Consider the following 22,950-nt stretch of genomic DNA (forward strand, 5'->3'; position numbering starts at 1 on the left):
GGCTGCTCTCCGGCCTGATCAAGCCGAACGTATGCTCAGAGAATGACGACACCCGCGACCCCCGGAACCGGCCCGACCGAGAACTCCATGCGTCGCGCCCTCAAACGCGCCCGGGACGGCGTCGCCCTCGACGTCTTCGAGGCGGCGGTGCTGCTCCAGGCCCGCGGCGAGGCCCTGACCGACCTCGCCGCGTCCGCCGCCCGGGTGCGGGACGCGGGTCTCGAGCAGGCGGGCCGCCCCGGCGTCATCACCTACTCGAAGAGCGTCTTCATCCCCCTCACCCGGCTGTGCCGGGACAAGTGCCACTACTGCACCTTCGTCACCGTCCCCGGCAAGCTGCGCCGCGCGGGCCACGGGATGTTCATGTCCCCGGACGAGGTGCTGGACATCGCACGCAAGGGCGCCGCCCTCGGCTGCAAGGAAGCCCTGATCACCCTGGGCGACAAGCCGGAGGACCGCTGGCCCGAGGCGCGTGAGTGGCTCGACGCGCACGGCTACGACGACACGATCGCCTACGTCCGTGCCATCTCCATCCGCATCCTGGAGGAGACGGGCCTGCTGCCCCACCTCAACCCGGGTGTGATGACCTGGACGGACTTCCAGCGCCTGAAGCCGGTGGCCCCGTCCATGGGCATGATGCTGGAGACGACCGCCACCCGGCTGTGGTCCGAGCCCGGCGGCCCGCACCACGGCTCCCCGGACAAGGAGCCCGCCGTACGGCTGCGGGTGCTGGAGGACGCCGGCCGCTCCTCGGTGCCCTTTACCTCCGGCCTGCTCATCGGCATCGGCGAGACCCACGAGGAGCGGGCCGAGTCCCTCTTCGCGCTCCGCAAGGTCTCCCGCGCCTACCACGGCATCCAGGAACTGATCATCCAGAACTTCCGCGCCAAGCCGGACACGGCGATGCGCGGCATGCCGGACGCCGAACTGGACGAGCTGGTCGCCACGGTGGCCGTGGCCCGGCACATCCTGGGCCCGTCCGCCTGCCTGCAGGCCCCGCCCAACCTGGTCGACTCCGAGTACGAGCGGCTGATCGGCGCCGGCATCGACGACTGGGGCGGGGTGTCGCCCCTCACCATCGACCACGTCAACCCCGAACGCCCCTGGCCGCAGATCGAGGAGCTCACCGAGCGCTCCCGCGCGGCCGGCTTCGAACTGCGCGAACGCCTCTGCGTCTACCCCGAGTTCGTGGTGCGGGGCGAACCCTGGCTGGACCCGCGGCTGCGCCCGCACGTGGACGCGCTGGCCGACCCGGCCACGGGCCTGGCCCGCCCGGACGCGCCGGTCGAGGGCCGCCCGTGGCAGGAGCCGGAGGAGGCCTTCGTACCGGCCGGCCGGACGGACCTGCACCGCACCATCGACACCGAGGGCCGCACCGCGGACCGGCGCGACGACTTCGACGAGGTGTACGGCGACTGGGCGGCGCTGCGCGAGGCCGCCGCCCCGGGCATGGCGCCGGAGCGCATCGACACGGACGTACGGCAGGCGCTGCGCACCGCGGCCGACGACCCCACGAAGCTGACCGACGCCGAGGCTCTGGCCCTCCTGCACGCGGACGGCCCGGCGCTGGACGCGCTGTGCCAGGTGGCCGACGACGTCCGGAAGACGGCGGTCGGCGACGACGTGACGTACATCGTCACCCGCAACATCAACTTCACCAACGTCTGCTACACGGGCTGTCGCTTCTGCGCCTTCGCGCAGCGCAGGACGGACGCGGACGCGTACACCCTCTCCCTCGGACAGGTCGCGGACCGCGCCCAGCAGGCCTGGGAGGTGGGCGCGGTCGAGGTGTGCATGCAGGGCGGCATCCACCCCGACCTGCCGGGCACGGCGTACTTCGACATCGCGAAGGCGGTGAAGGAGCGGGTCCCCGGTATGCATGTGCACGCCTTCTCGCCGATGGAGGTGGTGAACGGCGCGACCCGCACCGGCATGTCCGTGCGCGAGTGGCTCACGGCGGCCAGGGAGTCCGGCCTGGACACCATCCCGGGCACGGCGGCGGAGATCCTGGACGACGAGGTCCGCTGGGTGCTGACCAAGGGCAAACTGCCGGCGGCCACCTGGATCGAGGTGGTCAGGACGGCTCACGAGCTGGGCATCCGCTCGTCCTCGACGATGATGTACGGCCATGTCGACCAGCCCCGCCACTGGCTCGGCCACCTGCGCACGCTGGCCCGGATCCAGCGCGAGACGGGCGGCTTCACCGAGTTCGTGACGCTCCCGTTCATCCACACCAACGCCCCGGTGTACCTGGCGGGCATCGCCCGGCCCGGCCCGACGACGCGGGACAACCGGGCGGTGACGGCGATGGCCCGGCTGCTCCTGCACCCCTGGATCCCCAACATCCAGACAAGCTGGGTCAAACTGGGCGCCGAGGGGGCGGCGGAGATGCTGCGCTCCGGCGCGAACGACCTGGGCGGCACCCTGATGGAGGAGACGATCTCCCGGATGGCGGGCTCGTCGTACGGCTCGTACAAGTCGGTGCGCGACCTGGTGGCCGTGGCCGAGGCGGCCGGCCGCCCGGCGAAGCCGCGCACCACGCTCTACGGCGAGGTCGGCGAGGAACGGCGGCGGGCTGCGGAGGCCTCCGACGGCCACCTGCCGGAACTGCTGCCGGTCCTGGACTGAGTACGATGATCCGACCCCCGACCTGACGCGGGGCCCCGTAGCGGAGGAGATGCACCCGTGGCTGCCCGACTGCCCTCCTGGGCCTGGGTCACCGGTCTGACGGCAGGCGCGACCGCGGCGGTCGTGGCCCTCGCCGTGCAGGCGGACCACGGGCCGCATCCCACGGCCGCCGTGGTCAAGCCGAGCCCGTCGGCGTCGGCGAACACCCGCACGCCCGCGACACCGACGACGCCGTCCGTGCCCGCCCTGCCCGACGCCTCCGGCACGGGTCGCCGGATCGTGTACTCCCTCGGCGACAAGCGTGTGTGGCTGGTGGACGCGACGGGCCGGGCGATCCGCACGTTCACGGTGTGGCCGGGCTCGGTGAGCCCGCGGCCCGGCCGCTACTCGGTCACGCTGCGCATCCAGTCCCTCAAGGGGTCGGACGGCGTCGAGATCGAGCACGTCATGTACTTCACCAAGGCGGACGGCGTGAACATAGCCTTCTCCAACGCCCTCGACGGCTCCTCGCCGCCGCCCGCGGCGGACGGCCGGAAGCTGGGCGGCATCCGCCTCCACAAGGAGGACGGAGCCGCGCTGTGGTCCTTCGGTGACACGAACACGCGGGTGACGGTCGTCACATAGCGTCGTCCCTGCGGGCGGGCAGCAGATTGACGACCAACGCCACTCCGCTGAGCAGGAACACCCGGGTCGCGGCGTCCAGCCCGTTCCAGGCCTTCGACTGCCACATGGCGAACCACTCACCGCCGATCGCGATGAACCCGGCGCCGAAGAGCAGCAGCAGCATCAGCAGCCCATAGGTGGACAGGCGCCGGGCGAGGTCGTCTTTTCGCCACGCCCAGAACCAGGTCCCCCCGATCAGCACGAGGGCGGCCACGGTCTCCCACACGATGATCGCGACGTACGCGGTGTCCTGCAGCGCGGTGCTCGTGATCGCCCGCCACATCAGGTCGTCGTCCTTGAAGGTCGTGTCCATCGCCAGTACGTGCCGTACGAACTGCTGGTTCGTCCCGAAGTCGGTGATGTTCCCGAGGGCGACCAGGGCGATGTAGAGGGCGAGTATGCCGGTGAGCACACCGGCGGCCAGCCTCAGGCCGGAGTGACGCGTGGGGGTGGTGGTCATGGCTGAATTCTCCCCCGCCGTGGCCCGCGTCGGCGCGTGCCCATTGCGCCAGAATGAAGAGTCCGGCTTCGGGGGGAAAGGCGTACGCATGGCGCAGGCACGGCCGTCGATGCAGGAGCTCATCGGACGGCGCAGACGGGCGGGCTTCGTCGGACGCAGTGACGAACGGGCGGCCTTCCGCGCCAACTTGGACGTACTCCCCGAGGACGAACGCCACCGCTTCCTCTTCCACGTGCACGGCAACGCCGGTGTCGGAAAGACGTTCCTGGTGCGGGAGCTGGAACAGATCGCGCGGGAGCGGGGCGCGCTGACGGCGTACGTCGACGAGGGCGCGGGGAGCGTGCCGGAGGCGATGGCGTCGATCAGTCGTGAGTTCCGCCGACAGGGCCGGGAGTTCAGGAAGCTCGAAAAGGCGTTGGTCATGTACCGGGAACGGCGGCACGAGGCCGAGGTGGTGATGGCCGGGCTGGAGCCGGAGCCGGAGCGCCCGTCGGCGGTGACGGCGACGGCGGTACGGGCGGGGCTGGCCGGCCTGAGCATGCTGCCGGGAGCGGGACCCTTCGTGGGCGCGGTCGACCCGGCTCAGCTGTCCCAGTACGCCGAGAGGGTGCGGCGGGGCCTCAGCGCCCGGTTCGGCAACCAGGACGACGTGCAGCTGGTGCTGTCACCCGAGCGCGAGCTGACACCCGGACTGCTCGACGAGTTGGCCACGGTGGCGGCCTCGGTGCCGTGGATCGTCCTGTTCTTCGACACGTACGAAAGGACCGGGCCGTTCGTCGACAGCTGGCTGCAAGAGCTGATGACGACGGACCGGCACGGGGCGCTGCCCGCCAACGTGGTCGTGGTCACGGCCGGCCAGCGCCCTTTCGATGCGGCCCGCTGGGGCGGCTTCGCGGACTTCGTGACGCACGTGCCGCTCGGGCCGTTCACGGAGGCGGAGGCCCGGGGACTGCTTGCAGACCGGGGTGTGCGGGACGAGTCGGTCGTCGCGGAGGTCCTGCGGCTGACGGGCGGGCTGCCGGTGCTCGTCTCCACCCTCGCGGAGGCGAGACCCGCCGATCCCGGCGACGTCGGGGATCCGAGCGCGGACGCCGTGGAGCGGTTCCTGAAGTGGGAGCGGGATCCGGTGCGGCGGGGAGTGGCTCTGGCCTGCGCGGTGCCCCGGCGGCTCGACGCGGACGTGTTCCGGGCCGTGGTGGACTGCGAGGAGTCTGGACTCGACGCCCTGTACGGGTGGTTGCGAGGCCTGCCGTTCGTCGACGGGCGCGGCGGGGGAGTCCGGTACCACGACGTCGTACGGGCGCCGATGCTGCGGCTGCAGCGGGCACGGTCGCCCCGGGGGTGGGGGGAGCTGCAGCGGCGGCTGGCGGGAGCGTTCGGGCAGTGGCGGGGTGAACACGAAGGGGCGCGGGACACCGAGCAGCTGTGGGCGGACGAGGAGTGGCGGGAACTGCGGCTGGCCGAGTCCTACCACCGGCTGTGCGCGGGGGACCGGGAGGCGGTGCCAGAGGTACTGCGGGAGTTCGTCCACGCCTGCGCCGCCGGTGACGCCACGGCCCAGCGGTGGGCGCGGGCCCTCGCGGACGCGGGCGAGGACGCCGACGCGGAGTCCGCGGCTCGCTGGGGCAGCGAGCTGACGCAGGCCCTCGGGAACGGCGGAGTGGCCGCCGCACTCGGGCTGCTGCTGCACCGGGCGGCGCTCGACGAGCCGGACCGGGCGCTCGCCCACGCGGTGCGGGGCGCCGCGCTGCGGCGCGGCGGCGCGTACACCGAGGCACTGACCGCATTCGCGAGTGCCATCGCTCTGGATCCCGGCCTGGCGCGGGCCTACCGCGGCCGGGCCCTGGCCCACGGCGAGCTGGGGGACTACCAGTCGGCCCTCGCGGACATGGAACAGGCCGTGGCGCTCGCACCGGACGACCCGTGGAGTCACGCGGTGCGGGGCGAGTACCACCGCATGCTGCGCGACCACGACGAGGCGATCCGGCACCTGGACGAGGCGATCCGGCTCGACCCGGCCGGCGACTTCGCCTGGGCCTCCCGAGGCGCCACCCACCTCGCCCGGGGGGAACTCGACAGCGCCCTCGACGATCTGAACCAGGCCCTGGAACTCAACCCGGCCTACGCCTGGGCGCTCGCCCGCCGGGCCCGCGTCTGGCGCGCCCGCGCCGAGCCCGCCCGTCAGCTCGCCGACCTCGACCGTGCCCTCGCCCTCCAGCCGGACTGGGCCTGGGGCCGCTGCGAACGAGGTGACGCCCTCCGCGTGGCCGGGCGCGACGAGGAAGCCCTCGCCGACTACGACCGCGCGCTCGCCCTCGACCCCGAGTACGCGTCGGCGTACGCGAGCCGGGGCGTGTCGCTGGCCAACCTCGGCCGCCACAGGGAGGGTCTGGCCGACCTGGACCGCGCGGTCCGGCTGAGGCCGGAATACCCCTGGGCGGAGTGCCGACGGGGGATCGTCCTGCTCGAACTGGGGTCCCCCGATGCGGCGCTGGCCGCCCTGGGCAGGGCGAGGTCCTTGTCACCGCACGACGAGTGGATCCTCGAGTGGCACGGCAGGGCGCTGGCCGCCGTCAGCGATCAGCAGTGAACGGTCCCCAGCTCGGCCTGCCGCATCCCGGCGGACTTCCGCCACACCTTGATCTGCCGTCCGGCCGCCTTGAGTACGGCCTCGGCCTCCTCGTCCTCCATCCTCGCCCCTCCTGACGTACGAGCCGTACTGGGCGAGTTCGACATCCTCGGCGGTCGCGGCTTCATCAGCTTCCTCGCCGTACCCCGCCACCAGTGCGTCTACGTCTGCAACGTCACCTGGTACGGCTGAACGTGCTGTGACGTCCGCTCACCTCTCGGCCGCCGGAACCAGGTCCGGGTTGAACCTGTAGGAGACCGACTCCATCAGCGGCTTGCGCTTGGTGTTGTGGAAGGCCGCGATGCGCCATGTGCCGTCGGGCTGCCGGACCAGTGTGTACGTCTGGATCTTGCTGAGCGTGCGCGGTCGTTTGGTCTTGTAGGTGTCGCCGCGCCCGTTGACCAGCGCCACGTCCGGGCCGTGGAAGCGGATGTCGAGGACCTCGTCGGCGAGCTTGGTGCCCTTGAGGAAGCTCGTGAACAGGGCGCGGTGGCTGTCCACGATGTCCCGGCGGCCCTGGTAGAAGGTGCCGACGTAGGTGATGTAGGTGGCGTCCTCGGTGAACAGCTCGCCGTAGGCGTCGGCGTCCTGGCGCTCCCAGGCGGCGACGAGTTCGTCCAGTACGGCGGTGACGGCGGTGACCTCGGGGGTGGCGGGGTTCGGCATGGTGGGGTTCTCCCCTGTTCGTTAGACTGCGTGCAGATTCTGAATCTAGGCAGTATCTGCATCCGTGCAGATAAATTTAGGAGAGGAACCGGGTGATGGCAACCCCCTTGGGCGGCGGCGACGAGCATGTGATCTTCCGTCAGTACCTCGATGCCGTAGGCCTCCAGGGGCTGGCCAGCGCCGAAGCCGCCGGTCTGCACACATCGGAGTGGTACGCGCTCAGCCTGATCGCGGTGGAGGGCGGACTCACCTCGGGGGAGCTGGCCACCAGGACCGGCCTGACCACCGGTGCCACCACCCGCCTGATCGACCGCCTGGAGCGGGCCGGGTACGCGCGTCGCGCCTCGGACCCCAGGGACCGCCGACGGGTGATCGTGGAACCGGTCCCGGACGCGCTCGCCCGGGTCGAGGAGGTCGTGGGCCCCGCCCGCCGTCACATCGCCGAGGTCCTGTCCCGCTACAGCCCCGAGCAGCGGGCGTTGCTCTTCGACTACTTCGAGCACGCCGCACCCGCGTTCCGCGCGGCCACCGAGGAGATCCGCAAGGCGGTCGCGCCGAGGCGGAGAAGGGCGGGCCGGGCGCAGGCCGGTGGCTGACACCGCCCTGGTGCCCCGGTCTCAGCGCACCGCCTCCCCCGTCACCACCGGCCGGACCCTCGTCAGCAGCAGGTCCAGGAACCGCTCGGGGTGGCGGAAGGACGCGAAGTGGCTCGCCTCGCCGATGAGGGCGAAGTCCTTCACGGGGGCGCTGACCGCCTCGTGGAAGCGGCGGACCGGCTCCGGGGGAGTGAGGACGTCGCTGTCGCCCTGGAAGAAGAAGACGGGCAGGCGGAAGGCGGTGCCCTCGGTGTACTCGTCGATCGTCGTCGCCTGGGGGCCCAGCACCTCCGAGAAGGTCTGGGCCTTCAGGTAGGTGCGCAGCTCGCGCAGGGTGTGGAGCGGGGAGAACCAGAGGGAGCGGATCACGACCGTCTTCATGGTGTCGTAGGTGAGCGGGTCGGTCGTCACCACCGTCTTCGCGTACTCCGCCCAGTCGTGGGCCGACCAGGCGGACGGGTCGGGCCCCATCGCCGCCACCTTCGCCCGCTGCTTCGTCTTGCCCGCCTTCTCCAGCCGGGCCAGCAGCGCCTCGTAGGCGGAGGTGTCACGGCCGCCCCCGACGATGTTCTGGTCGGTGCCGACGTACGCCGAGTACCGCTCGGGGTGGTTGCGGGCCAGGCGGAGGCCGGTGATCGTGCCGAAGCTGTTGGCCACCAGCACGACCTTGTCCACACCCAGGCGGGCGCGGACGTGGTCCGTGACCTCCAGGGCGTCCTGGTAGAGGCGGTCGAGGGTCAGCTCGCCCTGGCGCTCGGGGCCGCCCGCCGCGAAGGTCCGGCCGGCGCCGCGCATGTCCCAGCGGACGATCGTGAAGTGCCGTTCCCAGGCGCGGGTGCGCGGGGTGAAGACGAGGTTGGAGGCGCCGGGGCCGCCGTGGATCTCCAGGATCACGGGGTTCGTCCGGTCCTCGCCGCGGACGGAGATCCACTGGTCGATGCCGCCGATGCGGACGTACGAGGACTCGTCGACGCCGTTGGCGGTGGTGATCGCGAGCTTCTTCGCGAGAGCGCGGCGCTTCAGGGCCCGGTAGGTGAGGAGCATGGTGTTCCCCCTAAACTGTTTATGTCGTCAGCTGTTGCGTTTACGGTATATACAGTTGGTGGGCGGAGTCAACGGGCTTCGCCGAGGACACCGGGAGGACCACCGTGGCCGGACGGAACAAGGAGCAGCAGCAGGACGGACCGCGCGATCCGCGCGCGACCCTCGCGCTGCTGTGGGGCGAGCAGGACAGGCCCACGCGCGGGCCCAAGCCGAAGCTGACGCCGCAGCGCATCGCCTCGGCCGCCGCCGAACTGGCCGACCGGGAGGGGCTGGAGGCCGTCTCCATGACCAAGGTGGCGGGCGAGTTCGGGGTCTCCGCCATGGCGCTGTACCGGTACGTCCCCGGCAAGACCGAACTCGTCGAGCTGATGGTGGAGGCGGTGCTGGCCGAGGGTCCGGACCTGTCCGGCGTGCCGGAAGAGGACTGGCGGGCGGCCGTACGGGAGTGGACCCGGCAGTGCGCGCGCGTCTACGCGGACCACCCCTGGCTGCTCGGCGCCACCGCGATGCGCCGCCAGATCATGGGGCCCTGCCAGCTGCGGTGGCTGGACGCGGCGCTCGCCGCGCTGGAGCCGACCGGTCTGGACGGAGCGCGCCGCCATCAGGTCTTCCTGCTGCTCATCGGTCTCGTCCGCAACCTCGCCCAGCAGCGCGGCGACCACGACGAGGAGCGGGACCGGGAGTGGAACCGGCTCTCCGCGGAGCTCCTCGCCCGGTATGCCGACCGCTTCCCCGCGCTCGCCAAGGCCGTCGCCGAGGGCGCCTTCGCGGCGGACGGCATCGATCCGCTCGACTTCGGACTCGACCGGATTCTTGACGGAGTCGAAGCGCTCGTAGCTGGGCGGGAATGACCGGTGGGGGGCGATTTGCCCCCGTGAACGGACCGTTCCCCGTCGATTACAGTGCCTAGCGTCGTACGGACGGACGGTGCCGTGAGGAGGTCTGGGTGGGTGCGACGTCCGGCGCCGTCTGGGGCCGATCCGAACAGCAGGACTTCCGCAGCAGGGTGCGCGGCACCCTGCTCGGGGCCGCCGTGGGCGACGCGCTGGGCGGGCCCGCCGATCCGCTGTCCCTGGAGGAGATCCGGGCCGCCTACGGCGCCGAGGGACTGCTCGACCTGGCCTTCGGGCACGGGCGGCGCGGCACGGTCACCCACCACACCCAGCTCACGCTGTTCACCGTGGACGGCCTGATACGCGCCCAGGTACGGCGGGACACCGGGGCCTGGCATCCGCCGACCGATCTGCACCGGGCGTACCGGCGCTGGGCGGCCACCCAGCGGGACTGGGGGCCCGACGAGCGCCGCAAGGACGACGGCTGGCTCGCGCGGGAGGAGTGGCTGTACGCCCGCCGGGATCCGACCCGGGCGCTGCTCATCGGGTTCGGCGACGAGACCATGGGCACGCTGGAGTCACCGAAGAACCCCGGCGAGCTGGGGCCGGAGGCGGTGGCCCGCTCCGGGCCCTTCGGGCTGCTGGTCGGCTGGGAGCCGCAGCTGGTCGCGCAGCTGGCGGTGGAGTGCGCGGCCCAGAGCCACGGGCACCCCATCGCCTACCTGTCGGCGGGCGCGTACGCCGTGATCGTGCATGCGCTGGCCCGGGGCGAGAGCCTGGACGGCGCCGTGCAGCGGGCCCTCGCCCTGCTCGCCGCCCGGCCGGGCCACCAGCCCGTCTCGGACGCCCTGCAGCATGCCCTCGGTGCGGTGCGGCAGGGGATCCCCGGCCCCACCCGGGTGGAGGAGCTGGCCGGTGACGGCACGGCGGACGGGCTGCTGGCGGCGTCCGTGTACTGCGCGCTGGTCGGCGAGGACGTGCGGCACGGGCTGTGCCTGGCGGTGAACCAGGGCGGGCCGTCGGCGGCGGCGGGCGCGCTGACCGGCGGGCTGCTGGGCGCCCTGCACGGCGAGACGGCCCTTCCGCCGGCCTGGCTGGCGGAGCTGGAGGGCCGTCCGACGATGCTGGAACTCGCGGATGACTTTGCGATGGAGATGACCCAGGGCCCGGCGCTCCACGGTCCCGCCGGATCGTCGCCGGGCTGGCTGGCCCGGTATCCGCGGGCGTGAGCCCCGTACCCGCCTACGGCGCCCCCACCACGTCGTCCCCCGCACCCGCGGGAACCGGCACCGCCGTCACCGCGTCCCCGTCGGTGTTGACCTTCTCGATGACGGCCAGGCGTTCGGGCGTGTCCTCGGGCTTCACGTACCCGATCACGGTGTACAGGACCAGGGACACCGCGAGCGGCACCGAGACCTGGTACTGCAGGGGCACCCCGCCGGGGACGCTCCAGCTGATGGGGTAGTTCACCAGCCAGAACGCCAGCAGGCCCGCCGCCCAGCTGGTCAGCGCCGCCGTCGGACCGGAGCGGCGGAACGGGCGGAGCAGGCCCAGCATCATCGGGATGGCGATCGGGCCCATCAGGCCGGCCACCCACTTGATGACCACCGTGATGATGTCCTTGAAGGCGGGGGAGTCGACCTGCGTGGCCACCGCCATGGACAGCCCCAGGAAGACGACCGTCGTGACGCGGGCCGCGATCAGCCCCGACCGCTGCCCCCAGGCCCGCGCGCGGGAGGACAGCACCGGCGCCACGTCCCGCGTGAACACCGCCGCGATCGCGTTCGCGTCGGAGGAACACATGGCCATCGTGTGGGCGAAGAAGCCGACGACGACCAGGCCCAGCAGACCGTGCGGCAGGAGCTGTTCGGTCATCAGGCCGTAGGAGTCGGAGCCGTCCGGCTTCTGGGCGTGGACCAGGAGCGGCGACATCCACATGGGGAAGAACAGGACGACCGGCCAGACCAGCCACAGGACCGCCGACAGCCGGGCCCCGCGCTCGGCCTCGTGCGCGCTGCCCGTGGCCATGTAGCGCTGCGCCTGGTTGAGCATGCCGCCGTTGTACTCGAAGAGCTTGATGAAGAGGAAGGCGAGCAGGAACACCGTGCCGTAGGGGCCGACCAGCGGCTTGCCGTGGCCGTGCAGCGCGGGGTGGTCCCAGGCGTCGAGGAAGCCGATGTGCCGCTCGCCCAGTTTCAGGACGACGGCCACGAACATCGAGACACCGGCCAGCAACTGGATGACGAACTGGCCGAGTTCGGTCAGCGCGTCCGCCCACAGGCCGCCGATCGTGCAGTACACGGCCGTGATCGCGCCGGTGATGAGGATGCCCTGGTTCAGGGTGACACCGGTGAACACCGACAACAGGGTGGCGATGGCCGCCCACTTGGCGCCGACGTCCACGATCTTCAGCAGCATTCCCGACCAGGCGAGCGCCTGCTGCGTGGGGAGGTTGTAACGGTTCTTCAGGTACTCCAGCGGGGAGGCCACATGGAGCCGGGAGCGCAGTCGGTTGATGCGCGGCGCGAACAGCCTCGACCCGATGGCGATGCCGAGCGCGATGGGGAAGGACCAGGTGACGAAGGAGGTGACGCCGTAGGTGTAGGCGATACCCGCGTACCCCGTGAACATGACCGCGCTGTAGCCCGACATGTGGTGCGAGATGCCGGAGAGCCACCAGGGCATCTTGCCGCCGGCCGTGAAGAAGTCGGAGACGTTGTCCACGCGCTTGTGCGACCAGACGCCGATCGCGACCATCACACCGAAGTAGCCGATGAGCACGGCCCAGTCGAGACTGTTCATGTGCTCGATCGTGGGTGTGTTCACATGAACGCGACAAGCAACCGTAAGGTCAAGTCGCGGCAAAATCGTTCTACTTGATGACTCCTGTTCAGTCACATGAACAGCGCGGAGGAGTGCGCGAGGGGCGTCAGCGCATCAGTTCTCCCGCGTTGACCAGCAGGGACTGCCCGGTGATGGCGCGCGAGCGGTCCGACGACAGGAACACCGCCGCGTCCGCCACGTCCCCGTCCGTCGCCAGCTCCGGCAGCGCCATCCGCTCCGTCAGCCGCCCCAGCACCTCCGCCTCCGCCACTCCTTCCGTCTGCGCGGTGAACTGGACGTAGGCCTGCACCGGCGGTCCCCACATCCAGCCCGGCAGCACGGTGTTGACCCGGATCCGGTACGGCCCCAGTTCCCGCGCCAGCGAGTACATCGCGCTGGTCAGTGCCCCCTTCGAGGCGGCGTACGCGGCCTGCCTCACCTGGGAGGGCGCGGCGACGGCCGACTGCGTCCCCACGAAGACCACCGAGCCGCCCCCGCCCGCCCTGAGCGCCGGCAGACACGCCCGGGTCATCCGCAGGGTGCCGAGCAGGTTCACGTCGATGACCGACTGCCAGGTCGCGAAGTCCGCGTCCTGCAGCCCGCCGAAGTGCGAGTCCCAGGCGGCCACGTGCACCACCGCGTCGACGCCGCCGAACCGGTCCCGCGCCAGCCCCGCCAGCGCCGCGCACTGGCCCTCGTCGGTGATGTCCGTCGGCCGGTACGCCGTCCGTGTGCCGTCCGGGTCGATCTCCGCCGCGCTCTTGGCGAGGTTCGCCTCGGTGCGGGCCCCGAGCACCGCGTTCCCGCCGTCCCGTACGACGGCCGCGGCGACCTGATGGCCGAGCCCGGCACCCACTCCCGATACGACGACTGTCTTGCCTGCGAGCAGGGACATCGGTGCCTCCCGCGGTATGGCGGTTCATCTGACGGAGCGTCAGAGTATGGGCCGTCGCAGGAAAGGGGAACCGTATGAGCGACGAGACCCGCAGCGAGCTGTACGCCGAGCTGGCCGCCGTAGGACCGTACGGCGTGCGCCCCGGCCACGCGCTGATCACCATGGTGGAGCCGCACCCCGGCCACGAGTACGCCTACAACCGCTGGTACGAGGACGACCACTACTACGCCGGCGCGATGGCCATGCCCTGGATGTACGCGGGCCGCCGCTGGGTCGCCACCAGGGACCTGCAGCTGCTGCGCCACCCGGAGAAGTCGGCGGTCGCCCAGCCGGTCACCGCCGGCTGCTACCTCTCCACCTACTGGATCACCGACGGCCGCTACGACGACCACATGAAGTGGACCGTCGCCATCAACCGGCGCCTGAACCGTGACGCCCGCGTCTACCACGACCGCACCCACGTCTTCACGGCCTTCCAGGACCACGAGACGACGGTCTACCGGGACGGCGCGGCCGGCCCCCGGGACTTCCACGCCCTCGACCACCCGTACGCCGGGCTGGTGCTGGAGGTGATCGACAGCGAGTCGGCCGGGCAGCGGGCCGAGCTGCTGCGCTGGCTGCGCGGCCGGCACCTGCCGAAGCGGCTGTCCGGCTCCCCGGCCGCGATGGTGACCGTGTTCCGCCCCACCCCGCTGCCCGGCGACCGCATGACCTACGTCCGCCAGGTCGAGGGCGTGGACACCCGGCTGACCCTGCTGTGGTTCCTGGAGGCCGACCCGAGGGAGTGCTGGGCGGAGCACTTCACCGGGCTGGACACGGACGTGTCCGACGCCGGGCTCGGCCGGGTGGAGCTGGTGGCCCCGTTCGTCCCGACCGTCCCCGGCACCGATGCCCACGTCGCCGAACTACGCGGACCGGCGTAGCGGGCGGCGGGGCCTCACTTCAGCTCGTCCGGGCACGGCGTACCGCGCGGCAGCTGGTAGGGCGCGGCCAGCCGGTAGGTCCCCGCCTTCGGCGCGAGCAACTCGGTCCACTTGTCCCCGTTCGCGTCCTGCGGGGTCTCCATCAGACACCCGTTGACGTTCCGGTACTTCTTCGGCGTACCGGAGGAGACCGGCTGCGGCGCCTTCAGGCTCTTGCCGTGCTCGTCGACGACGCTCAGCCACGGCGAGTACGGGATCCTGATCAGGATCCGCCCGGCCTTGCGCACCCGGAGCGTCATCTCGCCCTGCCCGGCGTGGTCCACCACCGCGTCGGGCTCGGCGAGCGGCGTCGGATCGGTCACCTGGAACAGCTGCCAGTTGGCGTCGCCCCAGACCTGCTTCAGATACGGCATCCCGCGGCGCAGCAGCTGCACCTCACGCTCGCCGCCGTCGCCGTCCGGGTCGTCCTTCGGCAGGACGACGAAGTGGATGGCCCAGCGCTGGAGCCACTCGTGGTAGTTCGCCGAGTTGAGGGTGTCGTCGTAGAAGAGGGGGTTGCGCTCCATGTCGGCCTGCCGGTTCCAGCCGCGCGCCAGGTTGACGTACGGCGCGAGCGCGGACGCCTCCCGGTGCGAGCGGGCCGGGACGACCTCGACGCGGCCCTTCTCGGCGCCGGCCCGCTGCAGCTGGTGGACGAGCGGGGCGAGCTCCCGGGCCCAGGACGCGGCCGGGGTCGTGTGCATGATGTCGTCCACCGTCTTGAAGCCGATCCACCCGGCGAAGCCGAGCAGGGCCAGCACGGCCGCGTACCACTTGCGCGACTTGCGCACCGTGAACGGCAGCGCCGCCACCAGCGTCGCACCCGCGAACAGCATGGGCAGACGGGAGATGTTCGAGCCGATCTGGGAGTTGATCAGCCACACCAGGACCACGCCGAGGCTGTAGACGGCCGCCGTCAGCCGGACCGTCACCCACTCCCTGGGGACCAGGAACAGGCACAGCAGGCCGTACAGCAGCGGCAGGATCACCGAGCCGAACGTCATCGGCTGGGTGCCGGAGAACGGGAAGAGGAAGTACGAGGCGGCCACGACCGCCGTCGGGGCCAGCCCCAGCGCCCAGGCGCCCGGCCGCCGCTTCTGCAGGAACAGCGCGGCCGCGACCAGGCCCACGAACAGCCCCGAGACGGGCGAGGCCATGGTGGACAGCCCGGCCAGGGGAGCGGCCACCGCCGCCTTCGCCCAGCGTTTGTACCGCCACCGGTACGGCCAGCAGAAGACGGCCGCGACGGCGCCGAGCGCGAACATGGTGCCGAGACCGAAGGTCACGCGGCCCGAGATCGCGTTGCACAGCAGCGCGAAGACCCCGGCGAGGGACGCCCACAGCGGGTTCCGCACCGCCCGGCTGCGGATCAGGACCAGGGTCAGCAGGCCCGCCGAGACGGTCCCGGCGATCATCATCGTCGTACGGACGCCGAGGACGGCCATCAGATACGGCGACACCACGCTGTACGACACCGGGTGCATGCCGCCGTACCAGGCGAGGTTGTACGCCGAGTCCGGGTGCCGGCCGACGAACTCCGCCCAGGCGTCCTGGGCCGCGAGATCGCCACCGCTGTTCGCGAACGTGAAGAACCAGATGATGTGCAGGACGCCCGCGAGGGCCGTCATGGACAGCACGGGGTGTCTGAGCAGCCGCTGCCGCAGGGGTTCGGCGGCGGCGAGGAGGCCCGCGAGTCCACGCGGGCGTACGTCGGGGCGCTCGCCGGCGGCAGGGCCGTCCGGCAGGCCGGTGCGGCCGGCGGGGAGGTCGCCGCGACCCTCCCGGTCAGCTGTGGACAGACGTATTCGCGGGCCGGATCCCGAGCCCGGCTCGGCGTCGTCGGCGCGTGTCGGCTCCGCTGTGGCCACCTGAAGGCACTCCCCGTGTCCCGTCTTCTGTTCTCGGCCGAGGTCGTGGTCCTCCCGGCCGCTTCTGTTCAGGGCCGGGTTCCCTGGTCTTCCCGGCCGCTTCCCGTTCAGTTCGCGGTCATGTCCCGTGACCGACGACCTGCCCCGATTCGTGACGCTAGCACGCACCCCGCCGAGGGGCTCCCGGGTGGGGCCGCCGTCGGCGGGGTGCGCGGGGTGGGCGGGCGGTGGTGCGATCAGCCCAGACGGGTCAGCTTGGCGCCGAATCCGGGCTGTGCCAGATCCTTCTGCAGGGCTACCGGGACCTTGACCGCACCGACCGTACCGTCACCCACGGTGAGCATGCCCACCTGGGTTCCGGCCTTCGCCGTGTGCGGCACCTCGTCGGAGGCGAAGGACAGCTTCACCTTCAGGCCCGCCCAGCCGACGGCCGTGACGTCCTTGGTGAGCACGATCGGGGTGTGGCCGCCGAGCCGGTCGTCCACATAGCCGACCACCGCGCCCTTCTTCAGGATCTTCGACGAGGTCAACGCGTTCTGCGCGGCGAGCAGCGCGGTCTTGCTGACCCTGTTGACCGTCTTGAGGATCGACGTGCCCTGGTGCTGGCCGAGGATCACGCCGACGATCGTCACCGTCTGGCCGCCGACCTGCTTGCGGGAGGCGAAGAGCAGATTGCCGCCGGCCGCGGTGGTGCTGCCGGTCTTGATGCCGATCGCGCCGATCAGGTACGGCAGGTCGTTCACGTTGTTCCAGTTGTGGCCGGAGGGGTCCGTCCAGCTGGCCGCGCTGGTGATGGCGACCAGCGCGGGGTTCTTGACGACCGCGCGGCCGAGCTTGACCTGGTCCTCGGCCGTGGAGACGGTCGTCTCCTTCAGGCCCGAGGGGTCCGTGTACGTCGTGTGGGTCATCCCCAGTTCCCTGGCGGTCGCGTTCATCTTCTTCACGAACGCCGCCTCCGAGCCCGCGTCCCAGCGCGCGAGCAGCCGGGCGATGTTGTTGGCGGAGGGGATCATGACCGCCGACAGGGCCTGCTTCTCGGTGAGGTACTGGCCGGCCTTGACGGTGTTGAGCGTGGACTCGCCGCCGCTCTTGTCGTAGCCGCCCTCCTTCTCCGCCTGCGGGTCCACCTTGATCCTCGGGCCTTCCTGGCCCGGCTTGAGCGGGTGGTTCCGGAGGATGATGTAGGAGGTCATGGTCTTGGCGACCGAGCCGATGGCCGCGGGGGTCTGCTTGCCGAAGTGGCCCATGGTGCCGATGCCGTCGACGTCCATCCAGCCCTGGCCTTCGCCCGGCCACGGCAGGTTCGTCGTGCCGTCGAACGTGTAGCTGTCCTTGGCGGTGAGCGACAGGGTGGGCGACGGCAGCGGGCGCATCGCCTGTACGACCGCGAAGATGATCACCAGGAGCAGGACCAGGGGGGTCCAGATCTTGACCCGGCGCACGAGCGTGCGGACCGGGGTCTCCGGGGGCGGCGGCGTGTTCGTCAGCTCCGCCAGGAGGTCCAGCGGGGGCTTCGGCGGGAGCGGCTGCTGGGTGGTGCGCTCGGGGCCGACCTGGGGGACGGGAGTGGTGGCGTCCGGCTTGGCGGCGGGCTTGGCAGCGGGCTTGGTGGCCGGTGCCATGTCGTTCTTGAGCGCGACGAACTTGCTGGTGCGTTCGGCGTCGGACTCGGGGGTCTTGGGGGCGGGGGGCTTGGCGCCGAGCTTGAGCATGGTCGTGGGCTGGTCGACCTGCGGGGCCGGCTTGGGCGATATCGCCTTGAAGACGGTGGTGGGCTGGTCGACGGGCGCGGGGTCCTGCGGGGCGTCCTCGGCCTCCCCCGCCTCGGCTTCGCCGTCGGCGGGGTCCTCGTTCCCACCCGCACCACCCGTGCGGGTTTCGTCGTCGGCTGCGGGTGGCCCCTGCGGGGTGTCCTCGCCGTCGGCGTCCCCGGGCGCGTCCTCGGCCCCCTCCGCCTCGGCTTCGCCGTCGGCGCTCCCGGCCTCCGGGCCCGCCTCGGCGTCACCGTCCACGTCGGCCTTCGTGCCCGCGTCGGCCTTGGCGTCCGCGTCGGTCTTGGCGTCCGCGTCGGTCTTGGCGTCCGCGTCGGTCTTGGCGTCCGCGTCGGTCTTGGCGTCCGCGTCGGTCTTGGCGTCCGCGTCGGTCTTGGCGTCCGCGTCGGTCTTCGTGTCCGCGTCGGTCTTCGTATCCGAGTCGGCCTTGGCGTCCGAGTCGGCCTTGGCGTCCGCGTCGGTCTTCGTGTCCGCGTCGGTCTTCGTGTCCGTGTCGGCCTTGGCGTCCGTGTCGGTCTTGGCGTCCGCGTCGGTCTTCGTGTCTGCGTCGGTCTTCGTGTCCGAGTCGGCCTTGGCGTCCGCGGCGGACTTCGTCTCGGGCTTCGGGTTCGCGTCGGCCGCAGGGGCGTCGGACGTGGGATCCGCCTCCGCCTTCGTGTCCGAGTCGGGGTCAGAGTCCGTCTCCGCCTCGGCGTTCGGCTTCTCTCGGTTTGCGTTCGCGTCGGTCTTGTCGGCGTTCTCGGGCGCCTTCTGACCGGTGTTCGACTCGGCGTCCACGTCGGCCTCCGGGGCGGAGTCCGTCCTCGCGGTCTCGGCCGTCTGCTTCTTCTCCGGTGCCGCGGCGCGTACCCACGCCGAGACCGCCTCGCGGAGGGCGGTGTCCTCCTCGGGGGTCTCGCCGGGCTCGGGTTCCGGTGCGCCGGGCTTCGCGTCGCGTATCGACAGGATCTTCGTCGCCGTGTCCACGCCGCCCGGCGCGGAATCCTTTTCGCGGGAGACCGCGAGGCGCGGATCGCGGGCCTCGGGAACCGTACCCGCGTTCCCCGACGTCGGTTCTGCCGACGACTGACGCTGCTTCGACTTGTCGGGGGACTCGCCCGCCACCGATGCCTCCTCCATGCGCCGCGCGCCCACGCGCGCGCCCTGTCCGAACCATGTACCAGTGTCCTGTGTGAGGGCGTGGCCCCTGCGGTAGACGAGAACGACATACCTGCCGGTTCCCTCACGAACCGGTCACGCACCCTCGACAGACCAATGTGAGAGGGGTCACCCTGTCATTCATCCACGCGGGGAGGCATGGATGGGCAGGAGCCGCAGAACACTTCCGGAGGAGCTTCTGCTGCTGGCACTGGACCCGGCCACGGGTACCACTGCGCAGCCGCAGTCGCTCGACCTCGGTCTGGCCGGTGCACAGCTAGTGGAGCTGGCGCTGGCCGGACGGATAGCCCCAGACGGGGATCGTATCGCCGTGGTGGTGCCACGGCCGACTGGAGATCCGACTTTGGACTGCGCGTTGGAGTTGCTGCGACGTCGCGGCGCTCCCGTGCGGGCTGTTCACTGGATCGGCGGGCCTCGGCTGGGGCTCCGTCAGACCTACCTCTCGCATCTGGAGCGGTGCGGCATGGTGCATGCCGTGGCCGGTCAGATGTGCGGGGTGCTGCCGACGACTCGCTACCAGGCGACGGACAACGAGATCAGCCGGGAGATCCGAGCCCGGCTGGACTCCGCGATCCGCACCGGCGTACCGCCGGACCCGCGGACCGCGGCGCTCGCCGCCCTGGCGCACGCCGTCGGACTCGGCAAGCACCTGTACCCGGGGAACGAAGGGCGGTCGTCCCGGTCCCGGCTGCGGGATCTGATCCGGCATGACCCGATGGGCGGTCTTGTCGCGCACGCCGTGATGGACGTGCAGAACGGTGCAGCGGCGCAGCCGCGCCGCGGACCGGCCGCCACCGGTCGGCAGGGCGCGGCCGGCGCCAGGGCCGTGGCGGAACCCGCACGCGGGGTTCCGATGCAGCCGCACCGCGGGTCCATGGCGCGTGCCGTGGCCCACTGAGCCGTACCCCCGGTCCCCACGACCAGGTTCGGGAGCCGCTGGTCCGAGCGGGGCGGTGAGATCCTTCCACGGGGTCTCACCGTCCCGCTCGACTGCGTCCCGGCACCCCTTCGGGTGGCGAGCCGTGGCGAAGTGACGCGTACGCGCCGCATATCCACCATTTCCCAGCGGTAGAAAGCACCTTGGTGGCAGTCTGCTCAACAGCAGATACGGAAAGTGTCAAGCAACAGGCAGGCAGCCGGAGGTGCACGTCCCGTGGCGTCCAATGTCAATCCCACCGTCAGGCGGCGCCGGCTGGGCCAGGAGCTGCGCAGGCTCCGCGAGCTCAAGGGCATGACGGCCGAGGAAGTGGCCGAGCGACTGCTCGTGTCGCAGTCGAAGATCAGTCGGCTGGAGAACGGCCGCAGAAGTATCAGTCAGCGCGATGTGCGTGACCTGTGCGGGGTCTACGAGGTAGAGGACCAGCGGATCGTCGACTCGCTGATGGAGATGGCGCGCGACTCGCGGCAGCAGGGCTGGTGGCACACCTTCGGGGACATCCCGTACAGCGTCTACATCGGCCTGGAGACGGACGCCGAGTCGCTGCGGGTGTACGAGCCCCAGCTGGTGACGGGTCTGCTGCAGACCCGCGCCTACGCGGAGGCCCTGGTGCAGGGCGCGTTGCCGGAGACGTCGACCGCCGAGATCGAGAAGCGCGTGCAGGTCCGCATGCGCCGACAGGAACGTATCACCGCCGAGAACAACCCGCTCCGGCTGTGGGTGGTGCTGGACGAGGCGGCGCTGCGCCGGGTCGTCGGGAGCAAACTGGTGATGCGCGAGCAGCTGGAGCACCTGATCGAGATGTCCCAGCTGCCGCACGTCACCGTGCAGGTCCTGCCGTTCGAGGTGGGCGCGCATCCGGGGCTCAACGGCCAGTACGCGATCCTGGAGTTCACCGACGCGGCCGACTCCAGCGTGGTGTACCTGGAGGGCGTCACCAGCGACCTCTACCTGGAGAAGGCCCAGGACGTGCAGAAGTACGCCGTGATGTACGAGCATCTACGGGCACAGTCCCTCAATGTGGAGCAATCCCGACAGCACATTGCGAAGGTGGCCAAGCAGTACGCGGAATGAGCCGCTGTCACAGAGGGCGCCGGATCGTACACCGTCGGTCCGCCTCAGTGGAAGGCCCCCTTGGAATATGCCATCCGGTTGAGTGAACGACTACTCCAGCAGAGGCAGTTGCCCGGTAGCGTCGATCACGCCAATCAGACGACAAGGTTGGCGTGAACCGCACTACCGCAACTCGCAACAGGAGTGGACATGGCACTGATTCAGGGCGCTTCGGAGACGTGGATGAAGTCCTCCTATTCCGCGGGCAACGGCGCCTGCGTCGAGGTCAAGTCGCCCACCGACGCCACCGAGCTCGCCGTCCGTGACTCCAAGGCCCTCCAGGGCCCCGTCCTGGCCTTCCCCGCCGAAGCGTGGAACGCCTTCGTGGCCTCGGTCAAGGCCTAGGGGGCTCTCCCTGACCCTCGTCCGTAAAGACCCCCCCGACGAAGACAACTTCACAAGCACCACCAGAAGAGCCCTCTCGACCAGTCGCCGTCCTTGCCGAGAGGGCTCGGTCACGCCCCGGTGGTGCCGCTGGTCACCGCACCGGGAACGCCACGTCGCACACCGGGTCGTGCGGGCCCGCCGCGTCCCAGTCCGCGAAGTAGACCTCGCGGCTCGGGCCGGCCATCCGAAGGCCCTCACCCGCCATCCACTGCTCCACCGCCTCGAAGGCGGCCAGGATCTGCGGGTGGGCCACCTGGGCCTTGGTGATCCGGGTGCAGGCCAGCCGGGCCGCCGGCTCGACCCGTACCGTCGTCTCCCAGGGCCGCCCCCGCTCGGCGGCCCACGCCCGGGCCGCCGCCTCGTCCGCCACCGGTACGCACGACTCGGCCGGCCCGTCGCTCTCCATCGACACCTCCGCGTGGTAGACGACGAACGGCGCCCCCGTCATCCCCCCGCACTCCCGGGCCGCCGCCTCCAGCCGGCCCAGCGACGCGCCGATCCACGTCGGCAGCTCGTCCGCCAGGGTGTGCCGTCGCTCGGTGATCACCACCTGGGCCGGCACGTCCACGGTCTCGATCACGAACTTCCCGTACATCTCGGAGCTCCTCCCCGACAGCCGTCCACGGAGGTACTCGGCGAGGGTCCGCTGCCCGGCCACCCGGGTCTCCACGTCCGCCCAGTAGGCGGCCAGCCGGCCGGCGGCCTCGGTGCCCTCGGCCCCGAGCACCTCGGCGATCCGGGCCAGCGGCATGTCCAGCTGCCGCAGCAGGGCCACGAGCCGGGCGCGGTCGACCTGGTCGGCGCGGTAGTAGCGGTAGCCGGTCGCCTCGTCGACGTGCGCGGGGGCCAGCAGGCCGAGCCGGTCGTACAGCCGCAGCGCCTTGGCCGACAGCCGGGCCCGCGCGGCGAACGCGCCGATGGTGAGCAGGTCGTCGTCCACGACGTCATCCTCCGTCACCGGGCGGCTCTTTCCGCCCGGTGACAGGGACGTTCGGCCCTGTCCCAGGGGCAGGGTCAAGCCGGGCTCAGGCGAGCTGGGCCTCGATGGCCGTCACGACCGCGTCCGACTCCGGCTCGGTCTGCGGCGAGAAGCGGGCGACGACCGTGCCGTCCCGGCCGATCAGGAACTTCTCGAAGTTCCAGCGGATGTCACCGCTGTGCCCCTCGTCGTCCGCGAAGCCGACGAGCCGTTCGTACAGCGGGTGCCGGCCCTCGCCGTTCACCTCGGCCTTCTCGGTGAGCGGGAAGGTCACGCCGTACGTCGCCGAGCAGAACTCGGCGATCTCCTCGGCGGTGCCGGGCTCCTGCCCGAGGAACTGGTTGCAGGGCACGCCGAGCACGGTGAAGCCGCGTGCGGCGTACCGTTCCTGCAGTTTCTCCAGGCCCGTGTACTGGGGGGTGAGGCCGCACTTCGAGGCGACGTTCACGATGAGGACGGCTTTCCCGGCGTACTGGGCAAGGTCCGCGGGGCCGCCGGTGAGGGCGTCGATGTCGACGTTCAGTACGTTGGTCATGC

At 71.3% G+C, this 22,950-nt stretch carries 20 protein-coding genes; 11 read left to right on the forward strand and 9 right to left on the reverse strand.

The features are described 5' to 3' along the window. Positions 1-42 precede the first annotated feature (42 nt). Positions 43-2,628: a bifunctional FO biosynthesis protein CofGH gene (locus tag IE244_RS11955; protein WP_191873284.1), complete on the forward strand. Its 2,586-nt coding sequence runs from the start codon at positions 43-45 to the stop codon at positions 2,626-2,628. 57 nt (positions 2,629-2,685) lie between these two features. Next, positions 2,686-3,252 (forward strand): hypothetical protein, encoded by a 567-nt coding sequence (locus tag IE244_RS11960; protein WP_191873286.1) that lies wholly within the window; start codon positions 2,686-2,688, stop codon positions 3,250-3,252. Here the strand turns inward: IE244_RS11960 and IE244_RS11965 are convergent. Next, complete coding sequence (locus tag IE244_RS11965; protein WP_191873288.1) at positions 3,245-3,751, reverse strand: DUF2165 domain-containing protein; 507 nt, start codon at positions 3,749-3,751, stop codon at positions 3,245-3,247. The genes IE244_RS11960 and IE244_RS11965 overlap by 8 nt on opposite strands. 88 nt (positions 3,752-3,839) lie before the next feature. Here IE244_RS11965 and IE244_RS11970 point away from each other — a divergent pair, with 88 nt between their 5' ends. Together IE244_RS11970 and IE244_RS11975 are read left to right on the forward strand one after the other, a co-directional pair. After that, positions 3,840-6,341, forward strand: coding sequence for a tetratricopeptide repeat protein (locus tag IE244_RS11970; protein ID WP_191873290.1), 2,502 nt, complete (start codon positions 3,840-3,842; stop codon positions 6,339-6,341). Positions 6,342-6,410: 69 nt separating this feature from the next. Then, entirely contained in the window at positions 6,411-6,572 is a 162-nt protein-coding gene (locus tag IE244_RS11975) for a hypothetical protein (protein ID WP_191873718.1), read from the forward strand. Positions 6,573-6,590: 18 nt separating this feature from the next. Here the strand turns inward: IE244_RS11975 and IE244_RS11980 are convergent, their stop codons facing one another. Then, complete coding sequence (locus IE244_RS11980) at positions 6,591-7,046, reverse strand: SgcJ/EcaC family oxidoreductase (protein ID WP_191873292.1); 456 nt, start codon at positions 7,044-7,046, stop codon at positions 6,591-6,593. Positions 7,047-7,141: 95 nt separating this feature from the next. Here IE244_RS11980 and IE244_RS11985 point away from each other — a divergent pair, with 95 nt between their 5' ends. Further along, positions 7,142-7,642, forward strand: a complete 501-nt coding sequence (locus IE244_RS11985) for a MarR family winged helix-turn-helix transcriptional regulator (RefSeq protein ID WP_191873294.1) — start codon at positions 7,142-7,144, stop codon at positions 7,640-7,642. 21 nt (positions 7,643-7,663) lie between these two features. Here the strand turns inward: IE244_RS11985 and IE244_RS11990 are convergent, their stop codons facing one another. Continuing rightward, positions 7,664-8,686, reverse strand: a complete 1,023-nt coding sequence (locus tag IE244_RS11990; protein ID WP_191873296.1) for an alpha/beta fold hydrolase — start codon at positions 8,684-8,686, stop codon at positions 7,664-7,666. 104 nt (positions 8,687-8,790) lie between these two features. Here IE244_RS11990 and IE244_RS11995 point away from each other — a divergent pair, with 104 nt between their 5' ends. Together IE244_RS11995 and IE244_RS12000 are read left to right on the forward strand one after the other, a co-directional pair. Then, positions 8,791-9,537 (forward strand): TetR/AcrR family transcriptional regulator, encoded by a 747-nt coding sequence (locus tag IE244_RS11995; protein WP_191873297.1) that lies wholly within the window; start codon positions 8,791-8,793, stop codon positions 9,535-9,537. 95 nt (positions 9,538-9,632) lie between these two features. Continuing rightward, positions 9,633-10,748 carry an ADP-ribosylglycohydrolase family protein gene (locus IE244_RS12000; protein WP_191873298.1) on the forward strand — a complete coding sequence of 372 codons (1,116 nt, stop codon included), beginning with the start codon at positions 9,633-9,635 and terminating at the stop codon, positions 10,746-10,748. A gap of 13 nt (positions 10,749-10,761) precedes the next feature. Here IE244_RS12000 and IE244_RS12005 read toward each other — a convergent pair whose 3' ends face one another. Both IE244_RS12005 and IE244_RS12010 read right to left on the reverse strand, forming a co-directional pair. After that, positions 10,762-12,321, reverse strand: a complete 1,560-nt coding sequence (locus IE244_RS12005) for a sodium:solute symporter family protein (RefSeq protein WP_191873299.1) — start codon at positions 12,319-12,321, stop codon at positions 10,762-10,764. 127 nt (positions 12,322-12,448) lie between these two features. Further along, the gene (locus IE244_RS12010) at positions 12,449-13,237 is read right to left on the reverse strand and encodes an SDR family oxidoreductase (RefSeq protein ID WP_191873300.1); all 789 of its coding nucleotides are present in this window, start codon (positions 13,235-13,237) and stop codon (positions 12,449-12,451) included. A 74-nt stretch (positions 13,238-13,311) separates the two neighbouring features. On the opposite strand from IE244_RS12010, the gene IE244_RS12015 reads away from it, so the two are divergent. Then, the gene (locus IE244_RS12015) at positions 13,312-14,160 is read left to right on the forward strand and encodes a hypothetical protein (RefSeq protein ID WP_191873301.1); all 849 of its coding nucleotides are present in this window, start codon (positions 13,312-13,314) and stop codon (positions 14,158-14,160) included. A 14-nt stretch (positions 14,161-14,174) separates the two neighbouring features. On the opposite strand, the gene IE244_RS12020 is transcribed toward IE244_RS12015, so the two are convergent. Further along, on the reverse strand, positions 14,175-16,067 hold the full coding sequence (locus tag IE244_RS12020; RefSeq protein WP_191873302.1) for a DUF8823 domain-containing protein: 1,893 nt from the start codon (positions 16,065-16,067) through the stop codon (positions 14,175-14,177). A gap of 236 nt (positions 16,068-16,303) precedes the next feature. Continuing rightward, the gene (locus tag IE244_RS12025) at positions 16,304-18,958 is read right to left on the reverse strand and encodes a D-alanyl-D-alanine carboxypeptidase (protein ID WP_191873303.1); all 2,655 of its coding nucleotides are present in this window, start codon (positions 18,956-18,958) and stop codon (positions 16,304-16,306) included. Positions 18,959-19,139: 181 nt separating this feature from the next. On the opposite strand from IE244_RS12025, the gene IE244_RS12030 reads away from it, so the two are divergent. From IE244_RS12030 to IE244_RS12040, 3 genes are all read left to right on the forward strand, one after another. Further along, the gene (locus tag IE244_RS12030; RefSeq protein WP_031169459.1) at positions 19,140-19,895 is read left to right on the forward strand and encodes a GOLPH3/VPS74 family protein; all 756 of its coding nucleotides are present in this window, start codon (positions 19,140-19,142) and stop codon (positions 19,893-19,895) included. A 255-nt stretch (positions 19,896-20,150) separates the two neighbouring features. Then, entirely contained in the window at positions 20,151-21,008 is an 858-nt protein-coding gene (locus IE244_RS12035) for a helix-turn-helix domain-containing protein (RefSeq protein WP_191873304.1), read from the forward strand. Positions 21,009-21,197: 189 nt separating this feature from the next. Then, on the forward strand, positions 21,198-21,392 hold the full coding sequence (locus IE244_RS12040) for a DUF397 domain-containing protein (protein WP_191873306.1): 195 nt from the start codon (positions 21,198-21,200) through the stop codon (positions 21,390-21,392). A 133-nt stretch (positions 21,393-21,525) separates the two neighbouring features. On the opposite strand, the gene IE244_RS12045 is transcribed toward IE244_RS12040, so the two are convergent. Further along, positions 21,526-22,392 (reverse strand): MerR family transcriptional regulator, encoded by an 867-nt coding sequence (locus IE244_RS12045; protein ID WP_191873307.1) that lies wholly within the window; start codon positions 22,390-22,392, stop codon positions 21,526-21,528. 67 nt (positions 22,393-22,459) lie between these two features. Continuing rightward, a complete protein-coding gene (locus IE244_RS12050) occupies positions 22,460-22,948 on the reverse strand; it encodes a glutathione peroxidase (protein ID WP_031169467.1) in 489 nt (162 codons plus the stop codon). Positions 22,949-22,950: the final 2 nt, after the last annotated feature.

The sequence above is a fragment of the Streptomyces filipinensis genome (genome assembly GCF_014649495.1).
GTDB classification, from domain to species: Bacteria; Actinomycetota; Actinomycetes; order Streptomycetales; family Streptomycetaceae; genus Streptomyces; species Streptomyces filipinensis.

What these genes read in the sequence shown, in the direction of transcription:
- IE244_RS11955 (WP_191873284.1), top strand. Translation starts at nt 43, where the DNA reads ATGACGACACCCGCGACCCCCGGAACCGGCCCGACCGAGAACTCCATG.
- IE244_RS11965 (WP_191873288.1), bottom strand. Translation starts at nt 3,751, where the DNA reads ATGACCACCACCCCCACGCGTCACTCCGGCCTGAGGCTGGCCGCCGGT.
- IE244_RS11970 (WP_191873290.1), top strand. Translation starts at nt 3,840, where the DNA reads ATGGCGCAGGCACGGCCGTCGATGCAGGAGCTCATCGGACGGCGCAGA.
- IE244_RS11980 (WP_191873292.1), bottom strand. Translation starts at nt 7,046, where the DNA reads ATGCCGAACCCCGCCACCCCCGAGGTCACCGCCGTCACCGCCGTACTG.
- IE244_RS11985 (WP_191873294.1), top strand. Translation starts at nt 7,142, where the DNA reads ATGGCAACCCCCTTGGGCGGCGGCGACGAGCATGTGATCTTCCGTCAG.
- IE244_RS11990 (WP_191873296.1), bottom strand. Translation starts at nt 8,686, where the DNA reads ATGCTCCTCACCTACCGGGCCCTGAAGCGCCGCGCTCTCGCGAAGAAG.
- IE244_RS12005 (WP_191873299.1), bottom strand. Translation starts at nt 12,321, where the DNA reads ATGAACAGTCTCGACTGGGCCGTGCTCATCGGCTACTTCGGTGTGATG.
- IE244_RS12010 (WP_191873300.1), bottom strand. Translation starts at nt 13,237, where the DNA reads ATGTCCCTGCTCGCAGGCAAGACAGTCGTCGTATCGGGAGTGGGTGCC.
- IE244_RS12015 (WP_191873301.1), top strand. Translation starts at nt 13,312, where the DNA reads ATGAGCGACGAGACCCGCAGCGAGCTGTACGCCGAGCTGGCCGCCGTA.
- IE244_RS12025 (WP_191873303.1), bottom strand. Translation starts at nt 18,958, where the DNA reads ATGGAGGAGGCATCGGTGGCGGGCGAGTCCCCCGACAAGTCGAAGCAG.
- IE244_RS12030 (WP_031169459.1), top strand. Translation starts at nt 19,140, where the DNA reads ATGGGCAGGAGCCGCAGAACACTTCCGGAGGAGCTTCTGCTGCTGGCA.
- IE244_RS12040 (WP_191873306.1), top strand. Translation starts at nt 21,198, where the DNA reads ATGGCACTGATTCAGGGCGCTTCGGAGACGTGGATGAAGTCCTCCTAT.
- IE244_RS12050 (WP_031169467.1), bottom strand. Translation starts at nt 22,948, where the DNA reads ATGACCAACGTACTGAACGTCGACATCGACGCCCTCACCGGCGGCCCC.